The 20000-nt window shown below is 51.6% G+C and carries 23 protein-coding genes and 1 rRNA gene; 22 read left to right on the top strand and 2 right to left on the bottom strand.

Features of this window, described 5'->3' with window-relative positions:
- Positions 1-200 precede the first annotated feature (200 nt).
- Positions 201-2441: an O-antigen ligase family protein gene (locus DFP94_RS24190; RefSeq protein ID WP_181873279.1), complete on the top strand. Its 2241-nt coding sequence runs from the start codon at positions 201-203 to the stop codon at positions 2439-2441.
- Positions 2442-2480: 39 nt separating this feature from the next.
- Here the strand turns inward: DFP94_RS24190 and DFP94_RS24185 are convergent, their stop codons facing one another.
- Positions 2481-2789: a dehydrogenase gene (locus tag DFP94_RS24185; RefSeq protein WP_114499031.1), complete on the bottom strand. Its 309-nt coding sequence runs from the start codon at positions 2787-2789 to the stop codon at positions 2481-2483.
- 160 nt (positions 2790-2949) lie between these two features.
- Here DFP94_RS24185 and uptA point away from each other — a divergent pair, with 160 nt between their 5' ends.
- The 19 genes from uptA (at position 2950) to DFP94_RS24095 (ending at position 17900) form a co-directional block, all read left to right on the top strand.
- Positions 2950-3564, top strand: coding sequence for an undecaprenyl phosphate transporter UptA (uptA, locus tag DFP94_RS24180; RefSeq protein ID WP_114499030.1), 615 nt, complete (start codon positions 2950-2952; stop codon positions 3562-3564).
- Positions 3565-4131, top strand: a complete 567-nt coding sequence (locus tag DFP94_RS24175; RefSeq protein WP_114499029.1) for a thioredoxin family protein — start codon at positions 3565-3567, stop codon at positions 4129-4131. It abuts the gene before it with no gap.
- A gap of 7 nt (positions 4132-4138) precedes the next feature.
- Complete coding sequence (locus tag DFP94_RS24170; protein ID WP_114499028.1) at positions 4139-4765, top strand: MBL fold metallo-hydrolase; 627 nt, start codon at positions 4139-4141, stop codon at positions 4763-4765.
- A gap of 312 nt (positions 4766-5077) precedes the next feature.
- On the top strand, positions 5078-5614 hold the full coding sequence (gene sigY, locus DFP94_RS24165) for an RNA polymerase sigma factor SigY (RefSeq protein ID WP_114499027.1): 537 nt from the start codon (positions 5078-5080) through the stop codon (positions 5612-5614).
- Complete coding sequence (locus DFP94_RS24160) at positions 5604-5939, top strand: YxlC family protein (protein WP_114499026.1); 336 nt, start codon at positions 5604-5606, stop codon at positions 5937-5939. The genes sigY and DFP94_RS24160 overlap by 11 nt, the downstream gene beginning before the upstream one ends.
- Complete coding sequence (locus DFP94_RS24155; RefSeq protein WP_114499025.1) at positions 5936-6169, top strand: hypothetical protein; 234 nt, start codon at positions 5936-5938, stop codon at positions 6167-6169. Before DFP94_RS24160 ends, DFP94_RS24155 begins: the two co-directional genes overlap by 4 nt.
- Before the next feature lie 36 nt (positions 6170-6205).
- The gene (locus DFP94_RS24150) at positions 6206-6403 is read left to right on the top strand and encodes a PLDc N-terminal domain-containing protein (RefSeq protein ID WP_114499066.1); all 198 of its coding nucleotides are present in this window, start codon (positions 6206-6208) and stop codon (positions 6401-6403) included.
- Positions 6400-7323, top strand: a complete 924-nt coding sequence (locus tag DFP94_RS24145; protein WP_114499024.1) for an ABC transporter ATP-binding protein — start codon at positions 6400-6402, stop codon at positions 7321-7323. The genes DFP94_RS24150 and DFP94_RS24145 overlap by 4 nt, the downstream gene beginning before the upstream one ends.
- The gene (locus tag DFP94_RS24140) at positions 7320-8096 is read left to right on the top strand and encodes an ABC transporter permease (protein WP_114499023.1); all 777 of its coding nucleotides are present in this window, start codon (positions 7320-7322) and stop codon (positions 8094-8096) included. Before DFP94_RS24145 ends, DFP94_RS24140 begins: the two co-directional genes overlap by 4 nt.
- 102 nt (positions 8097-8198) lie before the next feature.
- Entirely contained in the window at positions 8199-8849 is a 651-nt protein-coding gene (locus DFP94_RS24135) for an MgtC/SapB family protein (RefSeq protein ID WP_114499022.1), read from the top strand.
- Positions 8850-8935: 86 nt separating this feature from the next.
- Positions 8936-9319: an ATPase gene (locus DFP94_RS24130; RefSeq protein ID WP_114499021.1), complete on the top strand. Its 384-nt coding sequence runs from the start codon at positions 8936-8938 to the stop codon at positions 9317-9319.
- 109 nt (positions 9320-9428) lie between these two features.
- Entirely contained in the window at positions 9429-9557 is a 129-nt protein-coding gene (locus DFP94_RS25800) for a DUF6254 family protein (protein ID WP_220270935.1), read from the top strand.
- 211 nt (positions 9558-9768) lie between these two features.
- Complete coding sequence (gene gatC, locus DFP94_RS24125; protein ID WP_114499020.1) at positions 9769-10056, top strand: Asp-tRNA(Asn)/Glu-tRNA(Gln) amidotransferase subunit GatC; 288 nt, start codon at positions 9769-9771, stop codon at positions 10054-10056.
- Between the two features lie 46 nt (positions 10057-10102).
- Complete coding sequence (gatA, locus tag DFP94_RS24120; protein ID WP_114499019.1) at positions 10103-11557, top strand: Asp-tRNA(Asn)/Glu-tRNA(Gln) amidotransferase subunit GatA; 1455 nt, start codon at positions 10103-10105, stop codon at positions 11555-11557.
- Positions 11558-11581: 24 nt separating this feature from the next.
- Positions 11582-13021 carry an Asp-tRNA(Asn)/Glu-tRNA(Gln) amidotransferase subunit GatB gene (gene gatB / locus DFP94_RS24115; protein ID WP_114499018.1) on the top strand — a complete coding sequence of 480 codons (1440 nt, stop codon included), beginning with the start codon at positions 11582-11584 and terminating at the stop codon, positions 13019-13021.
- Between the two features lie 43 nt (positions 13022-13064).
- Positions 13065-13529, top strand: coding sequence for a GNAT family N-acetyltransferase (locus tag DFP94_RS24110; protein ID WP_114499017.1), 465 nt, complete (start codon positions 13065-13067; stop codon positions 13527-13529).
- A gap of 166 nt (positions 13530-13695) precedes the next feature.
- Positions 13696-15531, top strand: coding sequence for a DUF4097 family beta strand repeat-containing protein (locus DFP94_RS24105; protein ID WP_114499016.1), 1836 nt, complete (start codon positions 13696-13698; stop codon positions 15529-15531).
- 127 nt (positions 15532-15658) lie between these two features.
- A complete protein-coding gene (locus tag DFP94_RS24100) occupies positions 15659-16084 on the top strand; it encodes a Fur family transcriptional regulator (protein WP_114499015.1) in 426 nt (141 codons plus the stop codon).
- Positions 16085-16190: 106 nt separating this feature from the next.
- Positions 16191-17900 carry a glycosyl hydrolase family 18 protein gene (locus tag DFP94_RS24095; RefSeq protein ID WP_114499065.1) on the top strand — a complete coding sequence of 570 codons (1710 nt, stop codon included), beginning with the start codon at positions 16191-16193 and terminating at the stop codon, positions 17898-17900.
- A 74-nt stretch (positions 17901-17974) separates the two neighbouring features.
- On the opposite strand, the gene DFP94_RS24090 is transcribed toward DFP94_RS24095, so the two are convergent.
- The gene (locus DFP94_RS24090) at positions 17975-18346 is read right to left on the bottom strand and encodes a YgzB family protein (protein WP_114499014.1); all 372 of its coding nucleotides are present in this window, start codon (positions 18344-18346) and stop codon (positions 17975-17977) included.
- Positions 18347-18464: 118 nt separating this feature from the next.
- Between DFP94_RS24090 and DFP94_RS24085 the strand changes: the two genes are divergently transcribed.
- The gene (locus DFP94_RS24085; RefSeq protein WP_114499013.1) at positions 18465-19343 is read left to right on the top strand and encodes a nucleotidyltransferase-like protein; all 879 of its coding nucleotides are present in this window, start codon (positions 18465-18467) and stop codon (positions 19341-19343) included.
- 358 nt (positions 19344-19701) lie between these two features.
- Positions 19702-20000: ribosomal RNA gene (locus DFP94_RS24080) — 16S ribosomal RNA — on the top strand; the annotation flags it as partial.

Here is a 20000-nt window from a genome sequence, read left to right as displayed (position 1 = left end):
TTGTAATCAGAATTAGGAGGGAAAGGAGGATGAACAGATTAATGTCGTGCCGAAATCCAGTAACTTTCCGAAAACAGATATTGCCATCAGTTATCCTGATCACGGCTGCATCTTTTTGTTCGATAGGCGGGATGTTTTTTGTCGATACATTTCCATCGTTGGCATTGATATCAATTTGGCTTATAGCGGGAGCCGGAGCAATGGTGGCAGGATTAGCAAACGGAACAAGGGGAAAACAAGCAGCAGGTGTAACCGAAGTATCGGATGAAACGGGGAAAGCAGGAGCAAGAAAGGAAAACCGAGCTACAGGTGCAACAGAAACAGTAGGAGCAACAGAATCAGTAAGGTCAAGTGGAAGTACACTAGGTTCAACAGGGATAATAAGGCTTATCAAGTCGTTGGGAAATAGGCGTACTTCGCAGGCTTACGGGGGTGCTTCAACGGGTATTGTGGCGCTTTTGGCGGCCGGGCCTTTTGCGATTGCCGTGTTGTATGCGGCTCATTTGCCGTATCAGTACTTGTCATATCAAGCGACGAGTATCGCGGTTCTTTGTTGGCTGTTTTACGGTTGTTTCGGAAATGCGTTGCGGGTGGTCGGTAGGCGTGAGGACGGGTTGGCGTTTTTGGAGCGGGGCTGGCTAATTCTAACCGGTGGCATTGCCGTGACGGCATTGGCAGCCGTTTATGGCTTGCTGCCAGTGCCGGGTGCGATCCTGCGTACGGAGGATCGCGAGTTGGCTGCGGCGGGGGCCCGGCTGGGCGGTCTGTTCCAGTACCCGAACACGTTCGGGGCTGTGATGGCGGCCGCGCTGTTGGAGCGGCTGACCGCCCTGGCTCGCTTGCCCGCCGCGGCATTTACGCGGACAGCACGCTGGCGGGGATACCGGACCGGCGCTTTGGCGCCGGTCTTCGCCCTCTGCCTGCTGCTGTCGGAATCGCGCGGTGCGATCGTCGCTGCAGCCGCCGGCTGGGCAGCGGGCTGCCTGCTGCTACGCGGCCGGGAGCGGTTGCGCTACGCGCTGCACACCGGCGTGGCTACAGCGGCAGGCGCGCCGCTCGCGGGCCAGCTCGCCACCGCGGAGCTGGCACCGCCTGTGCTGCCCGGACTGCTATCGCTGGCAGCCGTCCTGGCGGCCGCGTTGGCGCTGTCCGGGCTGGTTGCCCGCGCGGCTTCGCTAGAGCGCGTCCGCCCGGGCAGAGCCGCCGATGCGCAGCGGTGCGCCGAGACCCTGCCAGGCAGGGGCCTCCGCACCTGGCGCCGCGCCCGGCGCTTGCCTGCCGCGGCGTTGCTCTGCGTCGCCGGCTTGGCCACGCTTGCGGCTGCGGGCGGACTAGCGGCGCTGTCCGGCCTGGCCGGGCGGCTGACGCGCGCCGCTACGCTGTACGCCCGCGGCGAACTGTACGCCGACGCCCTGCGGCTGCTGCGGGAATCCCCCTGGTTCGGGCAGGGAGGAGATGTCTGGCGCACGATGTACCGCAGCATCCAAAGCCGCCCTTACGTCGGCAGCGAAGTACACGGCGGTTACCTCGATATTGCGCTGGATCTGGGGCTCTCCGGGTTGGCGGTGATGCTGTGCTGGTTGGGCGTCGCCGCCTTTGCCTTGTTCCGGCATAACCGCCGTCTGCTGCCGGCCTTTGCCGTGCTTTTGTTGCATAGTGCGATGGATTTTAATATGAGCTTCGGGCTCTTTTGGCTGCTGATTATATGGCTGGTCGTCTGGGGAAGCTGCGGACCGTCCAGAAAATTTCTGGCGCTGCCGGGACTTGTCCGGGCGTTCTCCGGACAAAGATGGGGCCGCCGCATAAGCGCGGGCTTTCTGGCTACGATGCTGCTGGCGGGCGGCGTAAATGGCCTGTTCCAGGCGGAAAGCCAGCGATTGCAGTATCTCGCCGCCGTAGCCTCCGCGTCCCGCCCGGCCGGGGTGGCCCGGTTGCTGGAGCGCTCTATCGCTTTGGCTCCGTGGCGCACCGAACCCCGCCTGGCGTGGGCCGCCGTCTCAGCCCCGGCTGCGGCAGGCGAAGTGCTGCGCCGCGGGATGGCTTACGAGCGAAGCCATCCTGCCCTGGAGCAGGCGCTCGGAACAGCCCTCGCGCAGCAGGGCAACCTGGCCGCGCTCATCCACCTGTGCCGCGCGGCGGAACTGGACCGCTACAGCCGTGCTGCGCAAACGGCGGCGCTGCGGGGAATCAGCCTGCTGGCAAACAGGCTGAACGCGGATGGCAGGCCGGGGCAGGCCAAGCTGGTCGCGTCCGCTGGGTTGGAAATTTACCGTAGTTATGTCTCGCTGGCGGAGCGGACCGAAGAGGTCCGCAATGACCGGGAATTCCGGTTGACCCGCGAAGCGGTTCAACTGGCCAGCCGGCTGGAGACGATCGGCAAAATTCCAACTGCTCCCGCTTCCGCGGCTCCGGCCGAATCCCTGGCTACACCTGCGAAATAGTCACGCAACCCCCGCTGAGCCGGTCTGCAAATTTATTACTCAACCGCCAAAAGCGCTCCGGAAAGCCCGGGAGAGCGCTTCGCGGTCAACCTGCCACAATTCGGCCAGTTCGGCGCTGACTGTCTCATCCCACCAATCGGCAAGCAATTTACGGTTGCTGATATTTTCCCCGATCCATAGGAGATTGCCGATGACCTTTTTGTAATACAACGTTTCGCCTTGTTTGATAAGCTCTTCCGGAATGTAAACTCCCAGCCGCTTGACCGTGCGGTACAGTTCTTTGCTGCATCCGCGACGGATTTTGCGCGGCGTAGGGAGTGAGGTAGAGTGTTTTCCGGGCGTGTTCATTAAAATACCGCCTCCTTTCTCCCAACATATGCGCAGCTCGGAAATAGGGACACTGGTCCTTCTAGGCAAAGTAGAACGCATGTCCCAGGCTATGATAGAATAGACTGGTGATAAGACGTTTTTGGCCGTGCTTAATATGTTTAGGGGAGAGGACTACGCGGTGGATTGGATTTCTAATGTAGTTGCGACATTATTTGACTGGATTCAACAATTGGGGTATTTCGGAATTATGCTCGGTCTCATGATTGAGGTCATTCCGAGTGAAATCGTGCTGGCTTACGGGGGGTATCTCGTACATTCGGGCCATATCAATTTCGTGGGTGCCGTACTTTTCGGGGTTGTCGGCGGAGTTATCGCCCAGTTGTTTATTTACTGGATCGGACGCTACGGCGGACGGCCCATTTTGGAGAGATTCGGCAAATATATTCTGATTCAAAAAAAGCATATCGATGTTTCCGAGACTTGGTTCCTGAAGTACGGTCCCGGCGTGATCTTTACCGCCCGGTTTATTCCGGTGGCCAGACATGCAATCTCCATTCCGGCTGGAATGGCTAAAATGCCGGTAGGGAAATTTTTGCTTTTGACGACACTGGCGGTCATTCCCTGGTCCGTGTTGTTTGTCTACTTAGGGATGCTGCTTGGCGAGAACTGGAAGCATATTGACGAAAAGGCAGGCCCTTACATTATACCGATCCTGCTCGTTGCCCTTGCCCTGCTGATCGTCTATGTGCTCGTAAAATGGTTTAATTCTTCCAGAAAGAAAGGAGATGCCTGAATGAGTGTGAATGTATCCGAAAAGTTTGGAAAAGGGGTTGCTCCCCGGCAATTTATGGAGAGCATGCAACGAAACAAGGAAGCTTTTGCGCAAGGGTATGAGAATTTCGTCTGGGTGAGCGAAGAGGATCGCGAGTTTTTTGAAAGTTTGAACTTCCGTGACGATCTTCGTGTGTTGATTTTGGCCGCGGACTGGTGCGGCGATGTCGTACGCAGCGTTCCGGTCATATTCCGGGCGCTGGAAGTGTCGGGATTGAAGACGGAAGTGCTGATCCTGGAAGATCATCAGGATGTCATGGACTATTTTTTGACGATGGGCGGCCGTTCCGTTCCCATTGTGATTGTTGCGGATACCGGCGGACATGTGCTTGGCCATTGGGGACCCCGTCCTGCGCACGTACAGGCTTTGATGGTAGATTTCAAACGGGAAAACCCGGACCGGGAAGCCTTTGATTACGAAGAAAAAATCGGGGCCGTCCGGCAGCGGATGGCGGAGAGATATGAGGAAGGAGCCGGAGTGAACGCGTCGGTGGTTGCCGAACTGCGGGCGTTGATCTCGGGAATGTGAACTGCAGATGTTGAAAATAGAAAGCTTTTCCCTTGGACCGCTTCAAACTAATGCTTACCTGCTGCGGGGGGAAGATGAGAATCGTGCCGTAATTATCGACCCGGGTTCGAACCCGGGTCCGCTGCTTCGCCGGATCGAGGGCCTGGAAATCGAAGCGATTTTGCTGACGCATGCTCATTTCGATCATATCGGTGGCTTGGATGAAGTTCGCAAACTGAAGGGGTGTCCCGTTTATGTGCACCCGTTGGAAAGCGAATGGCTAACGACGCCGAAGTTGAACGGATCGCTGATGTGGCCTAATGTAACCGGGCCGGTCGCAAGCGATCCTGCCGAGTTCGATTTGGCTCAGGGACAGAAGATCACGCTGATCGGCCATGAATTCACGGTCTATCATACGCCGGGCCATTCGCCTGGCAGTGTGAGCTTTCTGTGCGGCAGCGACCTGTTCTCGGGCGATTGCCTGTTTAAAATGGGCGTCGGACGTACGGACCTCCCGGGTGGCCGCGAAGCGGACCTGTATAATTCAATCCGCGGGACGCTGTTCCGGTTTCCGGATGAAACGAAAGTGTATCCCGGACATGGCCCTAAAACGACTATCGGATACGAAAAGGCGAACAATCCTTACGTCTCCTAGTGATATCCTGAACGTATAGAGACTTTTTACAACAAATTTTTGCACAAAAAGTGCAAAAAAGCTGGACAAGGAAGCTCTGCTTTGCTAAAATCAAGTCATTAAATATTTGTAACCTTTGCGAAGCACGCAAGCTGCGGAATCATCCCGGTTTGCGTTCTTTTTTATCTAAGCCAATTGTATATCAAGGTTCTAAGAAATTTGGGGATCGCCTATAGAGGCGGTCTTCTTTTTATGACTTTTTTTATTGGGTCTGAACGTTTTCCTCGTCTCAGTCGTAATACATATGTTTACCGGAAACAAGAGGGGTGTGACATGTCACAGGAAAGGGAACAGGTACTGGTCCAACAAGCTCAACAAGGGGATTCCTCGGCTCTCGCCTCGCTAATGCATGAGCATTATTCCTTCGTGTATAAATATTTGGTGAAAATATCGATGGATCCGAAGGCGGCTGAAGATCTGGCTCAGGATACGATGGTGCGATGCATGGAGAAGATCGACCGCTATGATGGCTCTTCGTCATTCTCTTCTTGGCTGATAACGATTGCCACACGTTTGTTTATCGATAAGACCCGGCGGAAAAAACGGGAGAAAAACTGGATGCAACAGGAAGAAAGCGTCCGAAAGCTGCGCTGGCATTATGAGAACCAACAGGAGTCGTGGACCGATCTGCTGGAGCAATTATTCCGTTTGCCTGCCGATCAACGGATTGCCATACTGCTTAAGCATTATTACGGATACACCTACGATGAAATCGGCTCTATGCTGAATATTCCGTCGGGCACTGCAAAATCCCGCGTATCCTGCGGACTCAGCGAATTGCGGAAGGAGGTTGGTCGTCATGAAGGATAAAGGCATTCATGATCAATCGGGAGAGGGGCCACTCGAGGAGTTACTGACAGAATGGAACCGGTTGGACCGGGTTGTTCAGCCGATCAGCGATCTGTCGGAGAAAGCCTGGGAGCAGAGAATACAAGCTGCTTGGTTGGAGAAGAAAAGGTTGAACAGAAGGGATAGCTTGATTTTCTTTTTGATTTCATTGGCCGTGATAAGTGGCGGAGGCTTGTTTGCTTATAAGGCACCTTATTTATTTGTCATAGTCCAAGGGCTGGGAATGGCAGTGGCTCTGGGGGTAGTGGCCATAGCCGTTCTTTTCCGAAAGGAGAAATCGTTATGAGTCAGGAGTCGTTGCCTTGGGGACTTTGGGTTTTGATAGCGCTAATGCTGCTTACGCAGGGCATGTGGATCTTTAGGGATGCCCGTAAGCGCGGAAAAGAGAAGTCGGCGTGGTTTTGGGGGCTTTGGGGCATTTTAAACGTCCCGACTCCGCTGATTGTATATTTATTGGTTGAGGTAATGCCGGAATTCCGCAAAAAAAGAAAGAACGGAAAGCCGCCGGTTATGTAACACATGGAGACTTTAAGAAAGAAATGGGGAAAGTACGTGGACATTCAGTGGGGCCTCATATTGCCCGTCGTGATTTTACAGTTGATTCTTGCTTTGATCGGGCTGATCTCTCTGGCCAAAACGGCACCCGAGTCGGTAAGGGGGCCTAAATGGATTTGGGTTCTCGTTATCCTCTTTGGAAATATCATCGGGAGCGTTGCCTACTTTGCTGTCGGCCGGAGGGGACAAGGATGAGCAGACTAAGCGTTACTCAATTAAGCAAGAAGTTTGGTACGCGCACGGCGGTGAAGGAAATTTCTTTTGAACTGGAGGAAGGCGGTTGTACCGCCTTGTTAGGCCCCAACGGAGCAGGAAAAACGACAACACTTCGGATGCTTGCGGGGCTGCTGTCCCCAACTTCGGGAAGCGTATTGATCAATGGAAAGGAGACTTCGGAAATCTCTTGGCGCAATCAAATCGGTTATTTGCCGCAACATCCTTCCTTTTATGGCTGGATGACGGGCAAGGAGTATGTGGTTTATGCAGCGGGGTTGAGTGGAATGACCGGAAAGCAGGCCGTGGCAGAAGCGGAATTGATTCTGGAAAGGGTTGGTCTTAGCGAGGCGTCAAGACGGCGTATTTCCGGCTATTCCGGGGGGATGAAGCAGAGGCTTGGTTTGGCTCAGGCTTTGGTACATCATCCCCGGTTGTTGCTGTTGGATGAACCTGTATCCGCCCTGGATCCGTTGGGCCGGCGCGAGGTGATGGACTTGCTGCAGCAGCTCCGGCAAGGGACGACGATCCTGTTGTCAACGCATGTTCTTCATGACGCTGAGGAGGTTTGCGACCGGATCATCATGCTCAGGAGCGGCGAAATCGTCGAGCATGGAAGTCTTGCCGAGCTGTCAGCCAAATACCGTCAGCCTTTACTGACGATTCAAGTGGAGAGTGATCCGAAAGGACAAGCGGCGGCTTGGCTTCATTCTCTTCAGGACAGAAGCTTTGTCAGAGATTTTGAGTTGCGGGGCGATACGGCATTACTGACCGTCTCGGATATGGGAATAGCGCGTGAGGTCATATTGAAGGAAGCCGGTTCCCGGACTATGCCGCTGCTGCGCTTTGAGGCGGGAGCGACTTCGCTGGAAGATATGTTTATGAAGGTGGTCGGCTCATGAAGATCACCTTGTTGATGTACCGTAAGGAAATTTTGGAGATGATCCGAAACTACAAATTGCTTTGGATTCCGGTTGTCTTTGTACTGCTGGGGGTGACGCAACCGCTAACCTCCTTTTACTTGCCCGATCTCCTTCAGGCTTCCGGCCAACTTCCCGCAGAACTGGTGGACAGTTTTCCGGTCCCGGGACCGGCCGAAGTGATGTTGAAAGTGCTCAGCCAATATAGCCTGATCGGCATACTGTTGATCGTTATAGCCGGCATGAACCTGGTGGCGGGCGAGCTTTCCGGTGGTACGGCGGCTTTGGTTTTGGTGCGCCCTGTTAAATCGACTCAGTTTATCATCGCTAAATGGGCGGGGTATTTCAGCCTGGTCGTCGTTTCGTTTGTTCTTAGCTACGGCTCAGCTTGGTATTATACCTCGCTGTTACAGGGAACTGTGCCTTGGCGGGAAGCATTGGCGGCTGGAGGGCTGTATTTAATCTGGTTCTCCTTCGCCGTTTCGCTCACAATGATGTGCAGTACGGTGCTTCGAGGCAGTGCAGCCGCGGTAGTATCGCTACTGGTAATAGGCGCGCTGTCGTTGGCACATGGTCTGGTACCCTCCTGGCTGGCTTGGAGTCCCGCGCATCTTTTGACGACAGCCGCCGGACATCTGGCCGGACCGCAGGCTCCGGCCAATCCTGCTGTACCGATAGCAATAACCCTGATGTTATGTATTTTGTTTATTGCTGCATCTTCCTGGAGCTTGCGACGGCAGGGCATTTCAGACTGAACGCGACGGATTAAGCACTATCAAATTCCAGGCCCTTTGATTTCATTCTTCTCCCCGGTTTTGTTAAGATAGTATTATTGTTTCTTGATCGGGGGCCTAGAAGTGGAATACGAACTATTGTTGAGAATTCTGATTGCGGGAATATGTGGAGTGATCATCGGTTTTGAACGTAAGGACCGGATGAAGGAAGCGGGCGTAAGAACACACTATGTCGTTGCGGTCGGCGCGGCGCTGATGGTCATCATTTCCAAATACGGTTTTCAGGATCAGATCGGCTGGGACAACTTGTCTCTGGATCCTTCGAGAATCGCGGCCGGGGTTGTCAGCGGGGTCAGCTTTTTGGGCGCGGGTATGATATTTATGCAAAAGCATACCGTAAAAGGGCTGACTACGGCGGCTGGCATATGGGCGACGGCTGGGATCGGGATGGCTATTGGAGCAGGCTTGTACTTTATAGGAGTCGGGGTTACGCTACTGATTTTTCTTGGTCAGATCGCTTTGCATGGCCGCATTAGCTGGCTGACTTCCCCTAAAACCGAACAGATCGTTATTGTCATGGAACGGGAGCAAGGCGCCGTAAACCGGATTCTTGAACGTCTGGAAGAACATCATGTCTCCGTGCTTGTGTTTGAAGCGGACCGCCGTGAAGAGGAGATCGTCCTTACGCTTACCGTAAAATTTAAAGCAGAGGCTACGATGGAGACGTTATTATCGTCCATGGGGGATGACGTTAAGAGAATGAAGGTGGAATAACTCTTCTTTCAAGCAAATGTTGCCCATCTCTGATTTTTTTAGTAGGATAGTAAAATAACTTATTGATTATATCAGGGAGGTAGACGATGCTGCAGTTGGGAGAGAGAGTTGTAATCGTCGGAGATGCCTTTGAGCAGAATCTTCCTGTTGGGGAATATGGGTACGTTATTGCTTATGATCGTAATCCGGATAATGCGTTTGATTACGTTATCCGTGCTCCGAAGACAGGACGGAATTATTATGTCCCTTCGGATGATGTGGAATCCGAGGAACTGCTCCTGGAGTACGAAGCGGAGCGGGCTACCCAGGAAGCGCTCATCGATTACGCTCTGGCAACGCACAATGAAAAGCTGTTTCTGCATGTGTTGAATGGCGAGAACAATGATGCGGACGAACAGATGGAACCAACAAAGGAAGTTTTGTCTCAGGCGGAGTTCATCAAGCAGGTGAACTTGCGAGCGTGGATATAAAGAGCCGGCGATGCCGGTTCTTTTTTTCGTTCTCCTGAATGAATCATTGCGATATTTTACAATCTAATACCTGTAGTATATGACGTATCTCCAGAGGAGGCTACCTTAGATGAGCCAGCAGAAGCGCAGAAAAGAAGCAGCTTGGAAGGCCCGGAAGCAGGAGCAGCACCCCCATGGTAAAATCAATTCGCTGAAAAAGCTTTCCGGCGAGTATGATGTGGAACATACTACATCGTAGGCTAACCCAAACGATAGGCTACCGGTTTCATCGGTGGCCTATTCGCTGTTTAAAGCAGGCGCGGTCTGGAAAGCTACGGCGGCTTTCGTCTTGTTTCGCGTTAATGGATTGAACTCCATCCCATTCTACAATATAATTTTATTCATCCGAAACGTCATGTTAGAATGGACAAGTTAAGGTCCCGTCAGGGATAACGAAGGAGGAAAGAACAATGAGCATTCAGGTTAAGGACGTGGAGCATGTGGCCAAACTGGCCCGGTTGAACTTAACTGACGAAGAGCGGGAAATGTTCACGGAGCAGTTGAACGCTATTTTACAATATGCGGAGAAATTGAACGAGTTGGACACGGAAGGCGTGGAACCGACGACGCATGTGCTGCATCTTAGCAACGTCATGCGCGAGGACGAAGTGCACGAGAGTCTGTCGCAGGAGAAAGTATTCCGGAATGTGCCGGATGAAGAGGACGGCCAGTTCAAAGTACCTGCAGTGCTGGAATAGACGAGGAAGAAGACACTTTTGCACAATTTGAAAGGAGGATGCGGCAGTGACGCTGTTTGATTTGCGTTTGCAGGAAATACATAATCGGCTCAGCAAGAAAGAGTTGTCTGTCACCGATTTGGTTGGCGAAGCATTTGCCAAAATTGCGGAACGGGATAGTCGTGTTGGCGCTTATTTGACGCTGAATGAGGAAGGAGCCCGGGCGGAAGCGGCCCGACTCGATAACAAGCTGGTCAGCGGAGAGGCGCGCGGGTTGTTGTTCGGTCTGCCTGCGGGAATTAAAGATAACATGGTGACAGAGGGATTGCGGACTACGTGCGCGAGCCAGTTTCTAAGCAATTATGATCCGATTTACGACGCGACCGCAGTTTCGAAGCTGAAGCAAGCGGAAGCTGTGACGATCGGCAAGTTGAACATGGACGAGTTTGCCATGGGGGGTTCCAATGAAAACTCCAGTTTTCATCCGGTGCGAAACCCTTGGGATTTAAGCCGTGTCCCTGGCGGGTCCAGTGGCGGTTCGGCCGCCGCAGTTGCTGCGGGAGAAGCTTATTTCACACTGGGCTCCGACACGGGCGGTTCCATCCGCCAGCCTGCATCCTACTGCGGCGTAGTTGGCTTGAAGCCGACTTACGGTCTCGTTTCCCGCTACGGTTTGGTGGCCTTTGCCTCCTCGCTGGATCAGATTGGACCGATTACGAAAAACGTCGAAGATTCCGCCTATGTGTTGCAGGCCATCGCAGGCCATGATCACAAGGATTCGACCTCCGCGAATGTTGACGTGCCGGACTATCTGGCAGCTTTGACGGGGGACATCAAGGGATTAAAGATCGCGGTACCGAAGGAATACCTGGAGGGCGTCGATCCGCAAGTGAAAGCTGCGGTTTTGGAGGCCCTGAAAGTAATGGAAAGCATGGGCGCCGTTTGGGAAGAGGTCTCCCTGCCGCATACGGAATATGCGGTTGCGGCTTACTACTTGCTGGCTTCTTCGGAAGCTTCCTCCAACTTGTCGCGGTTTGACGGTGTGCGTTACGGCGTGCGCGCAGACCACTCGGGCAACCTGCTGGACTTGTACCTGGAATCGCGCAGCCAGGGCTTCGGACCGGAAGTGAAACGCCGGATCATGCTCGGCACATATGCGCTGAGTTCCGGATATTATGACGCGTATTATTTAAAAGCGCAAAAAGTCCGTACGCTGATTAAACGCGATTTTGACCAGACCTTTGAAAAATATGACGTGATCATCGGGCCAACGGCGCCGACGACCGCTTTTCCGCTGGGATCGCAGGTTGACGATCCGTTGACGATGTATCTTAACGATATTCTGACGATTCCGGTCAGCCTGGCCGGGGTTCCCGCCATCAGTGTTCCTTGCGGCTTTGCCGATGGACTTCCGGTTGGCCTGCAAATTATCGGCAAACCGTTCGGCGAGAGTCATCTTCTCCGGGTAGCTCATGCGTATGAAGCCCATACGGATCATCATAAACAACGCCCGTCGTTGTAATGAAATATTTACAGGAGGGTCAACATGTCAACATCCAAATATGAAACAGTAATCGGGTTGGAAGTGCATGTGGAGCTGCATACGAAGACGAAAATCTTCTGCGGCTGTTCCACGGAATTCGGTGCACCTCCCAACAGCCATACTTGCCCGGTTTGTCTTGGACACCCCGGGGTACTGCCGGTGCTGAACCGTCAGGCCGTCGATTATGCCATGAAGGCCGCGATGGCGCTGAATTGCCAGATCGGCGATGTCAGCAAATTCGACCGGAAGAACTATTTTTATCCCGATTCGCCCAAAGCTTACCAAATCTCGCAGTTCGATCAGCCGATCGGAGAGAACGGTTATATCGACATCGAAGTCGATGGCGTGACGAAACGGATCGGAATCACCCGTCTGCATCTGGAGGAAGACGCCGGCAAGCTGACACATGTCGACGGCGGATATGCTTCCCTTGTCGATTTCAATCGGGTCGGAACGCCGCTGGTGGAAATTGTGTCCGAGCCGGATATTTCTTCGCCGGAAGAGGCGCGGGCGTATCTTGAGAAACTTCGGGCGATCATGCAATATTGCGATGTATCCGATGTGAAAATGGAAGAGGGCTCGATGCGCTGTGACGCCAATATCAGCCTCCGTCCACAGGGCCAGAAGGAACTCGGCATCCGGGCCGAGTTGAAAAATATGAACTCCTTCCGCGGGGTACTGCGCGGATTGGAATATGAGCAATACCGCCAAGCGGAAATTCTGGACGACGGCGGACAAGTAGTTCAAGAAACTCGCCGCTGGGACGAAGCTCAAGGCAAAACGTTCTCCATGCGCGGCAAAGAAGAAGCGCATGACTATCGTTACTTCCCCGATCCGGACTTGGTGAAGATTCATATTGACCAGGAATGGAAAGACCGGATCAGAGCCTCTATTCCGGAACTGCCGGATGCGCGAAAAGCACGTTACGCCTCGGAATACGGGCTTCCGGATTATGATGCCGGCGTAATTACGTCCTCCAAGCCGGTCGCGGACTTGTTCGAGAACAGTCTGAGCTATACGACGGATGCGAAGGCCGTATCCAACTGGATTATGGGCGACTTGCTCGGCTATCTGAACAGCAACGGACTGGAGCTTGCGGAAGTGAAGCTGTCCGGGCAAGGCCTTGGCGAAATGATCAATCTGATTGAAAAAGGCACGATCAGTTCCAAAATCGCCAAAACGGTCTTTAAAGAAATGTTGCAAAGCGGCAAGCAGCCGCAGCAAATCGTTGAAGAGCAGGGACTGGTGCAAATCAGCGATGAAGGCGCCATTTTGGATATTGTTAAGGAAGTCGTGGCGAACAATCCGGCTTCCGTTCAGGATTATAAGGCGGGCAAAGACAAGGCGATCGGCTTCCTGGTCGGCCAGGTGATGAAGCAGAGCAAGGGCAAAGCCAATCCCGGTCTTGTCAACAAGCTGCTCGTGGATGTGTTAAAAGATTAGTTTTAAAGAGGAACGGTAATCTCGCCCAAGGGGGAAGACTGGGATGATCGAAAGATTGTCGCTGCAGGACCATGATATGGTGGAGCAGCTGTGGAACCTGCAGCACGTGGCTTATCGCTTGGAGGCGGCCGCGATCGGTTTGACGGAATATCCACCTCTGCCTGAGACGTTTGATTCGATTCGAAGCAGCGGAGAGCTTTTTTACGGAGAGGTATCTCAAGATGGAGAACTGCTGGGTGCAATCGTCACAGGCCCGTCGAACTCTCCGGATTGCCTGGAGATTACCAGGCTGATGATCCACCCGGGTCGCTTGCGTCAGGGAATCGGAGCTTCGTTGCTGAAGTACGTTATCGATAGTCAACCCAACATGAGATCCTTCGTTGTCACCGCGGGAACGCTTAATGCACCGGCCGTGTCTCTTTACCGGAAGTTCGGTTTCGTTCCGGGGGAGAGCGTAAGCTCGGCAGCAGGGGCAAGCCTTACCGTGTATCGCTATAATCGTGGGTAGACCGGCACACTTTCGCTTAACCCTCTGGGGTCAAACGAAGGTGTGTTTTTTCGCGATCAAGGGTTCGCAGGTTATATTGCCCAGTTCATTCCATTACAGAAGAGAGGTTTATGGGGTATTATTATACTAGAATATAATGACTCTAATTGGCAGAAAGGAGATGGCGATGCTGAAGACACCTGTGAATTTGCAGAACAGGCAGGCTTTGCAGCTTGCGGCCAGGACGAAGGGATTTCAGCCAAGACGGAGGAAACGCAAGTTTATAGCTTGCCTGTTCTCGGCGATCTTTCCGGGCTTGGGCCATCTCTATTTAAAGATGTTTTTTAAAGGTGCGGGTCTGATTTATTTCATTCTTCTGGACTCGTCGGCATTGATTTATTTTTCCTCGGTCCGAGGCGGCATAAATGTGCCTTTGCTCATTTTACTTGGATTGCTGATTCCCTCAATTTATTTTTATAGCATTTATGACGTGCTGCAATCTACCGATGTGATCAATGCGAAACTCAAACGTGCGGGAATGGAAAATGAAGGTAAGGATCCTGGCACGAACGGCGGGGCGTCTGGATCAAGTGTAGCGAGAAGCGTCCTTGCGGGCCTTTTGTTGATGTGCGGAGGGGCGGTTATTTTTTTGTTCCGTCAAAAGCCGCCATGGCTTGAGGGATTCGTCGCATGGTCATCCGGCTACGTAGTGGCTGCTTCTCTGATCTTGGCCGGACTGATGTTTATTTGGCGGGAAAACCGTCGGCGCTTCCTCAGGACGGGTCGATTCACGGCTTCGATCCTAATCATCGCAGTCGGAGTTCTGCTGCTGATTGACCGGATTACGGGACAAGATTTGATACTGCTTTTGCGCAAATGGTGGCCGCTTATTTTAGTATCGGGCGGTGTGGAACATATTTTGGTGTTGATCCGCAACCGCAGGCACACCTTGCGTCCCGAACGGCGATTACGGGTAGACATGAAGGGATTGCTATTGTCGGTATGTATCGGTGTCTCGGTCTTTGCAGTTACTCAGCAAGAGCATTATCTGCACTTATGGAATCGCGTCAGCCTGGATCTGGCGGCGGCAGGCTCGGACTTCAGCAGTGAGGAAGGGTTCCATACGGAGAAACCAAGCCTAGAGATTCCGATTGATTTGGACACGGAACAGATCAAAATCGACGGCGTTAACGGAAACATAGATGTTAGACGGGCGGAAATTGAAGGTGTTGCCATTCATGCGACCGTATGGGTAGATCAGATCCCCGTGGAGGCGGCCGAGGAAGTCGCCGAGAAAACTACAATCGACACCTCTATCGGAAAAACGCTGGCCGTTACGGTTAAAGACAAGACGTACAGTGCTTCCGGCAAGCGTCATCCTCGCGTGAATCTTACAGTTATTTTGCCGGAGAACCGTTACCTGGATATTGATATCAGCACGTCCAGTGGCTCTATCACCCTGACCGGAGCTCAGGCCTTGAAGCAAATCAAGCTGCAAACCGGTAACGGAAACCTGCGAATGTGGGACGTAGTGGGCGATGTGTCAGCCAAGACGTTAAACGGGGATGCGGAACTGTATCGCGTCTTTGGGGACGTGAGTATTGATACCCAGGGCGGCAATCTGAAGGGAAAAGGGATCAGCGGAAACGCATCGTTGTCCACGATGGTAGGCGATATTTCCCTAGTCAATGCGGAAGCCGATATCAAAGCAAGCACGAAAAACGGAAATGTCAAAATCGATGGAGCCACCTCCGCATTGCAGGCTGAATCCCTCAACGGGAAAATTCAAATTTCTACCAGGGAGATCGGCGGGGACTGGAGCGTGTATAGCGCTGTGGGAGAGATGCAACTGGAGATTCCGGATACGGGGGACTACACGCTTGAAGGTTCCAGCGGGTATGGAGATATTAGAACGGATTTGCCGTTTATCGTAGAGAATAAAGAAATCACAGGCGTATCCGGCAGTGGAGAGTATCAGATCAAGGTGGATGGCAACAGCAACTTAATTGTGACCAAAAGCTGAATTCGGATTATTTGAAAACAATCTCGCCTTGTACAGGATGTTACTTCGTTGACAAAAGAATTATTATAAACGTACAATAAAATTTGTAAGGATTCTAATTTGTACTTTTTTTAAGGCGGTGGACTTTATGGCTACTCGCGTACAGCATGCACTCGATCAATTGAAAAATAACGGTGTACGCATTACGCCGCAGCGCCATGCCATTCTTACCTATCTTTTGGAGTCGAAGGGACACCCGACCGCGGATGAGATTTACCGGGCCTTGGAGCCCCGTTTCCCCAATATGAGTGTGGCTACGGTTTATAACAATCTCAAAATGCTGATCGAAGCAGATATGGTCCGCGAACTGACTTACGGTGACAATTCCAGCCGGTTTGATGCAGATGTCTCGGATCATTACCACATCATTTGTGAGATGTGCGGCAAAATCAAAGATTTTTCATATCCTTCATTGGCGGAAGTAGAACGAAAAGCGGAGGAAATGACCGGATTCGTTGTCCATGGACACCGTATGGAGTTCCACGGGATCTGCGAAACCTGCCGTGATCATTAATTGAAATTGACCTGCGGGTCTATGGGGACGTGCGGGATTCCTCCGGGAATTCTTCACGTCTTTATTTTTAATAAGAGAGGTAGAGCCGTTGAAAAACAGACAAAGTATGCATGGCCGACGCAGGCGGAAAGGCCGCGGGAAATGGTGGTTTGCCTTGATCCTTATCATGGCAGGAGCTTACTTGTTTTCTACGCAATTTTTGCCTAACCGCGAACATATTGATCCTGACTGGATCGGAATTTACGATAAACCCGTTTTTATGAAAGGCGAACTATTGGAGGGCACGGCGATCGGGGAAGGCGATGGTCTTAAACTGCCGCTTCCGATTATTCAATCTGTAGTAGATCCAAACATAAGGTATGAGCAGGATTCCCAATCCGTCATATTGACTACGCCCCAAAAACTCGTTTTGCTGAAAACGGATAACAAGACGGGGAAAATTAACAATAAGCGGGTGACACTGCGGTTTGCTCCGGAGGAAAAGAATGAGGTCCTTTATTTGCCTGCTCATTTGCTTGAAGAACTTTATGGTATGGAGATTCATGAAGATGAAGCCTCCGGGGCAGTAATAATGATGAAGCCAGGCGAAAAACTGGAGCATGTCAGCGTGAGGGAGTCCTCGCGCAAAAAAGATATCACCATCCCGCTGCGTGAGGGAAACAGCATTCATTCGCCGATTTTAAAGGATATGAATCCGGGTACCAAGTTGCGAATCTTAGAAACTGTGGATGATTGGTATTATGTTCAGCTTTATAACGGTTATATGGGATATGTGAGGCAAAACGATACGGTGGGCGGTGAGAGCAGAGTTGTTCCGGAACTTGCGCCGGTGCTGTCTCCTGCCAAAGAAAAGTGGCAGGCCAAAAAAATTAATATGACTTGGGAAGCGGTCTATCAGGTTGCACCCAAGCCTGCATCCATCGGAAAGTTGCCCGGTGTGAACGTCGTAAGTCCGACTTGGTTTTCGCTGATCGACGGAAGTGGCAATCTAAAAAGTAAAGCTGATCCTGCCTATGTGAAATGGGCGCATGGACAAGGTATGCAGGTATGGGGATTGTTCAGCAACAGTTTTGAACCCGAACTTACGACTAAAGCGCTGTCCACCTTTGAAAATCGCATGACCACAATCTTGCAGATGCTTCATTATGCCAAGTTGTACGATTTGGATGGCATTAACATTGATTATGAAAATGTACACACCAAAGACGGACCTAATCTGACCCAGTTTATGAGGGAATTAAGGCCGCTTGCTATGGAATACGGACTAGTGGTGTCCATTGACGTAACGCCGAAATCGAACAGTGAAATGTGGTCGGCTTTCCTCGACCGGAGAGCGCTCAGTGAGACCGTTGATTATATCGTTCTTATGGCCTATGACGAGCACTGGGCTGCGAGCCCTGTAGCTGGTTCCGTTGCTTCTCTCCCATGGGTTCGTTCTTCCGTCACCCGGATCTTGGAGGAAGATGATGTTTCTCCGGATCAACTGATTCTTGGAATTCCGCTTTACACCCGGGTCTGGACGGAGACGGTGGAGGAAGGGCAAACCAAAGTTAAATCCAAAGCGATCGGAATGAAAAAAGCTCAGGAAATCATCAAAGAGAAGAAACTAACCCCAAAATTGTCGGAAGAGACTGGGCAAAACTATGTGGAATACAAGGAAGACGGAGCGCTTAACCGGATTTGGCTGGAAGATGCGGAATCGTTGAACCGGCGCGTGGATTTGGCTCAGTCCCTCGGGCTGGCCGGTGTTGGCACTTGGACCCGGGGGTTTGCTTCGGAACAAGCTTGGGACGTGTTAAAGGAAATCTCTCAATAAAAAACGGTTGGACAAGGATGCCTTGTCCAACCGTTTTTTTCTATCCTGCATTTGCTGGTGATTATACCGGACCGTCATTGATTACCCTGAGCCTGCTGTTCCTCTATTTCTTCAGCCGTAGTCGTCGCATGTGTCGGGTCCAAGGTCAGTATCGTTTTACAGAACATGCAGCGGTCCGTTTTGCCCAGCATTTTCGTCAGTTTATGGCATTCGGGACATTCCAACTGAACGGCGGAGGTTGAAAGCATACCGGCCCAAAAATAGATCGCGAGGCTGGCCATCATCGCAATGAGTCCGATAACCAGTCCGATACCGGCAACAACTTTGCCGGATTGGCCCCAGAACACGATTCCGGCCGTCCCGAGCACCATAAGCCCCATCCCGCCCATTGTAAGCAGCAAACCCCATAAGCGGAATTCATTAATTTTACTGGATTTAAAGAACATATTGGGAAAACCTCAATTCCTAAATTTTTTCGATAAAAATTGAAAGAAGGAAACTTCATGTAAGCGTAGAACTATATTATAACGAATTGGCAGAATTACGCCAAGGTGGGAGGGTAACGTGGAACCAACCTTTTTTTCTTTTACAAATAAAGAGAAGAACGGTCATCGAGCGATCGGAGCGGTAGGTTACCGCCATGCCGGCAATTCATTTCACGGTTCGCTTTTGCATGATTTCGAGCTTCTGGTGCTGGTCGTTTTCGAGGATGAGGATATCGATGGCCTTCAGATAGAACATTGTATGAGCGGGAATATACAGTATCAAATGCGTTACATCGGAAAAAACGAATTGCAACGGTGGGTTATTGAAGGAGAAAACCGTGAAATCGTAAAGTGCTTTATGAAAGGAGAAGTAATTTGGGATGTGGGAGGAGAAGTGACGAAGCTGCGCAATGAACTGACCGGTTTTGGGAACAGTATGAGAGAGCGGCTGAAGTTGAAGGAGTTTGCCAAGTTTTTGCGGACTTATGTGGAAGCGAAGCAATATACGCGCGAGCGGGATTTCACGGACGCTTACTACAGTGTATTACAGACGCTTAAGCACTACGCCCGCATCGAACTAATCGATCAAGGGATCGCTCCCGAACACAGCGTTTGGGAACAACTCCGGTCGATTAATACGGTGGTGCATAAGTTGTTCGACGAACTTACCGAAAGTAAAGAAACTTTGGAACAACGCGTCGAGTTGGTCTTGCTTGCGTGCGAATTTTTTGTCATGTCCCGGATGGAAGACTGTTGCTCTGCACTGCTTCGGGTCTTGGGAAGCCGAAGAGAGGCTTGGAGTATTCAGGAATTAATAGCGTTGCCGGAAATGGCTCATGTTAAGGAAGAACTTCCGATGATCATAAGAAAGCTGGTGTACAGATCCCTTGTCAAGCAGTCGACAGCAGTACCTGGAGAACGACGGGGAGATAGCCGGGAAATACGGTACTGGGCTTAAAGGACAGGGTTCAATATTTTACCAGTTTTTTTTGCGCAAAGACGGTTGACTGTCGCGTTGGTTCTGTGATACATTATATCTCGCCCCTGAAAGACAAGATTCACTGAACCAAGTTTGAAAGCGAGCTTACTGAATAACTTGAAAAAAAGATCTTGACTTAAACGAGGAAAACGTGATATATTATAAAGGTCGCTGCTGAAACAAAATTGCGACGAAATGAAGAAAGTTGATCTTTGAAAACTGAACAACGAGTGAGTATTAAAATGAGAATTAATTTTCTCGTCAGTTTTTCTAAATGAGCAAGTCAAACACTTTGATGGAAAGCCACTCCCCTTCGGGAGAGTAGATCCTTCCATCTTTATTGGAGAGTTTGATCCTGGCTCAGGACGAACGCTGGCGGCGTGCCTAATACATGCAAGTCGAGCGGACTTGATGGAGAGCTTGCTCTCCGGATAGTTAGCGGCGGACGGGTGAGTAACACGTAGGTAACCTGCCTGTAAGACTGGGATAACTACCGGAAACGGTAGCTAATACCGGATAATTTATTTCTTCGCATGGGGAGATAATGAAAGACGGTTCAATCTGTCACTTACGGATGGGCCTGCGGCGCATTAGCTAGTTGGTGGGGTAACGGCTCACCAAGGCGACGATGCGTAG

Origin of the sequence: Fontibacillus phaseoli (assembly GCF_003337355.1) — a bacterium.
GTDB classification, from domain to species: domain Bacteria; phylum Bacillota; class Bacilli; order Paenibacillales; family Paenibacillaceae; genus Fontibacillus; species Fontibacillus phaseoli.
Note: the sequence above shows the minus strand (reverse complement) of the source record. Positions and strands in the feature narration are given on the sequence as shown.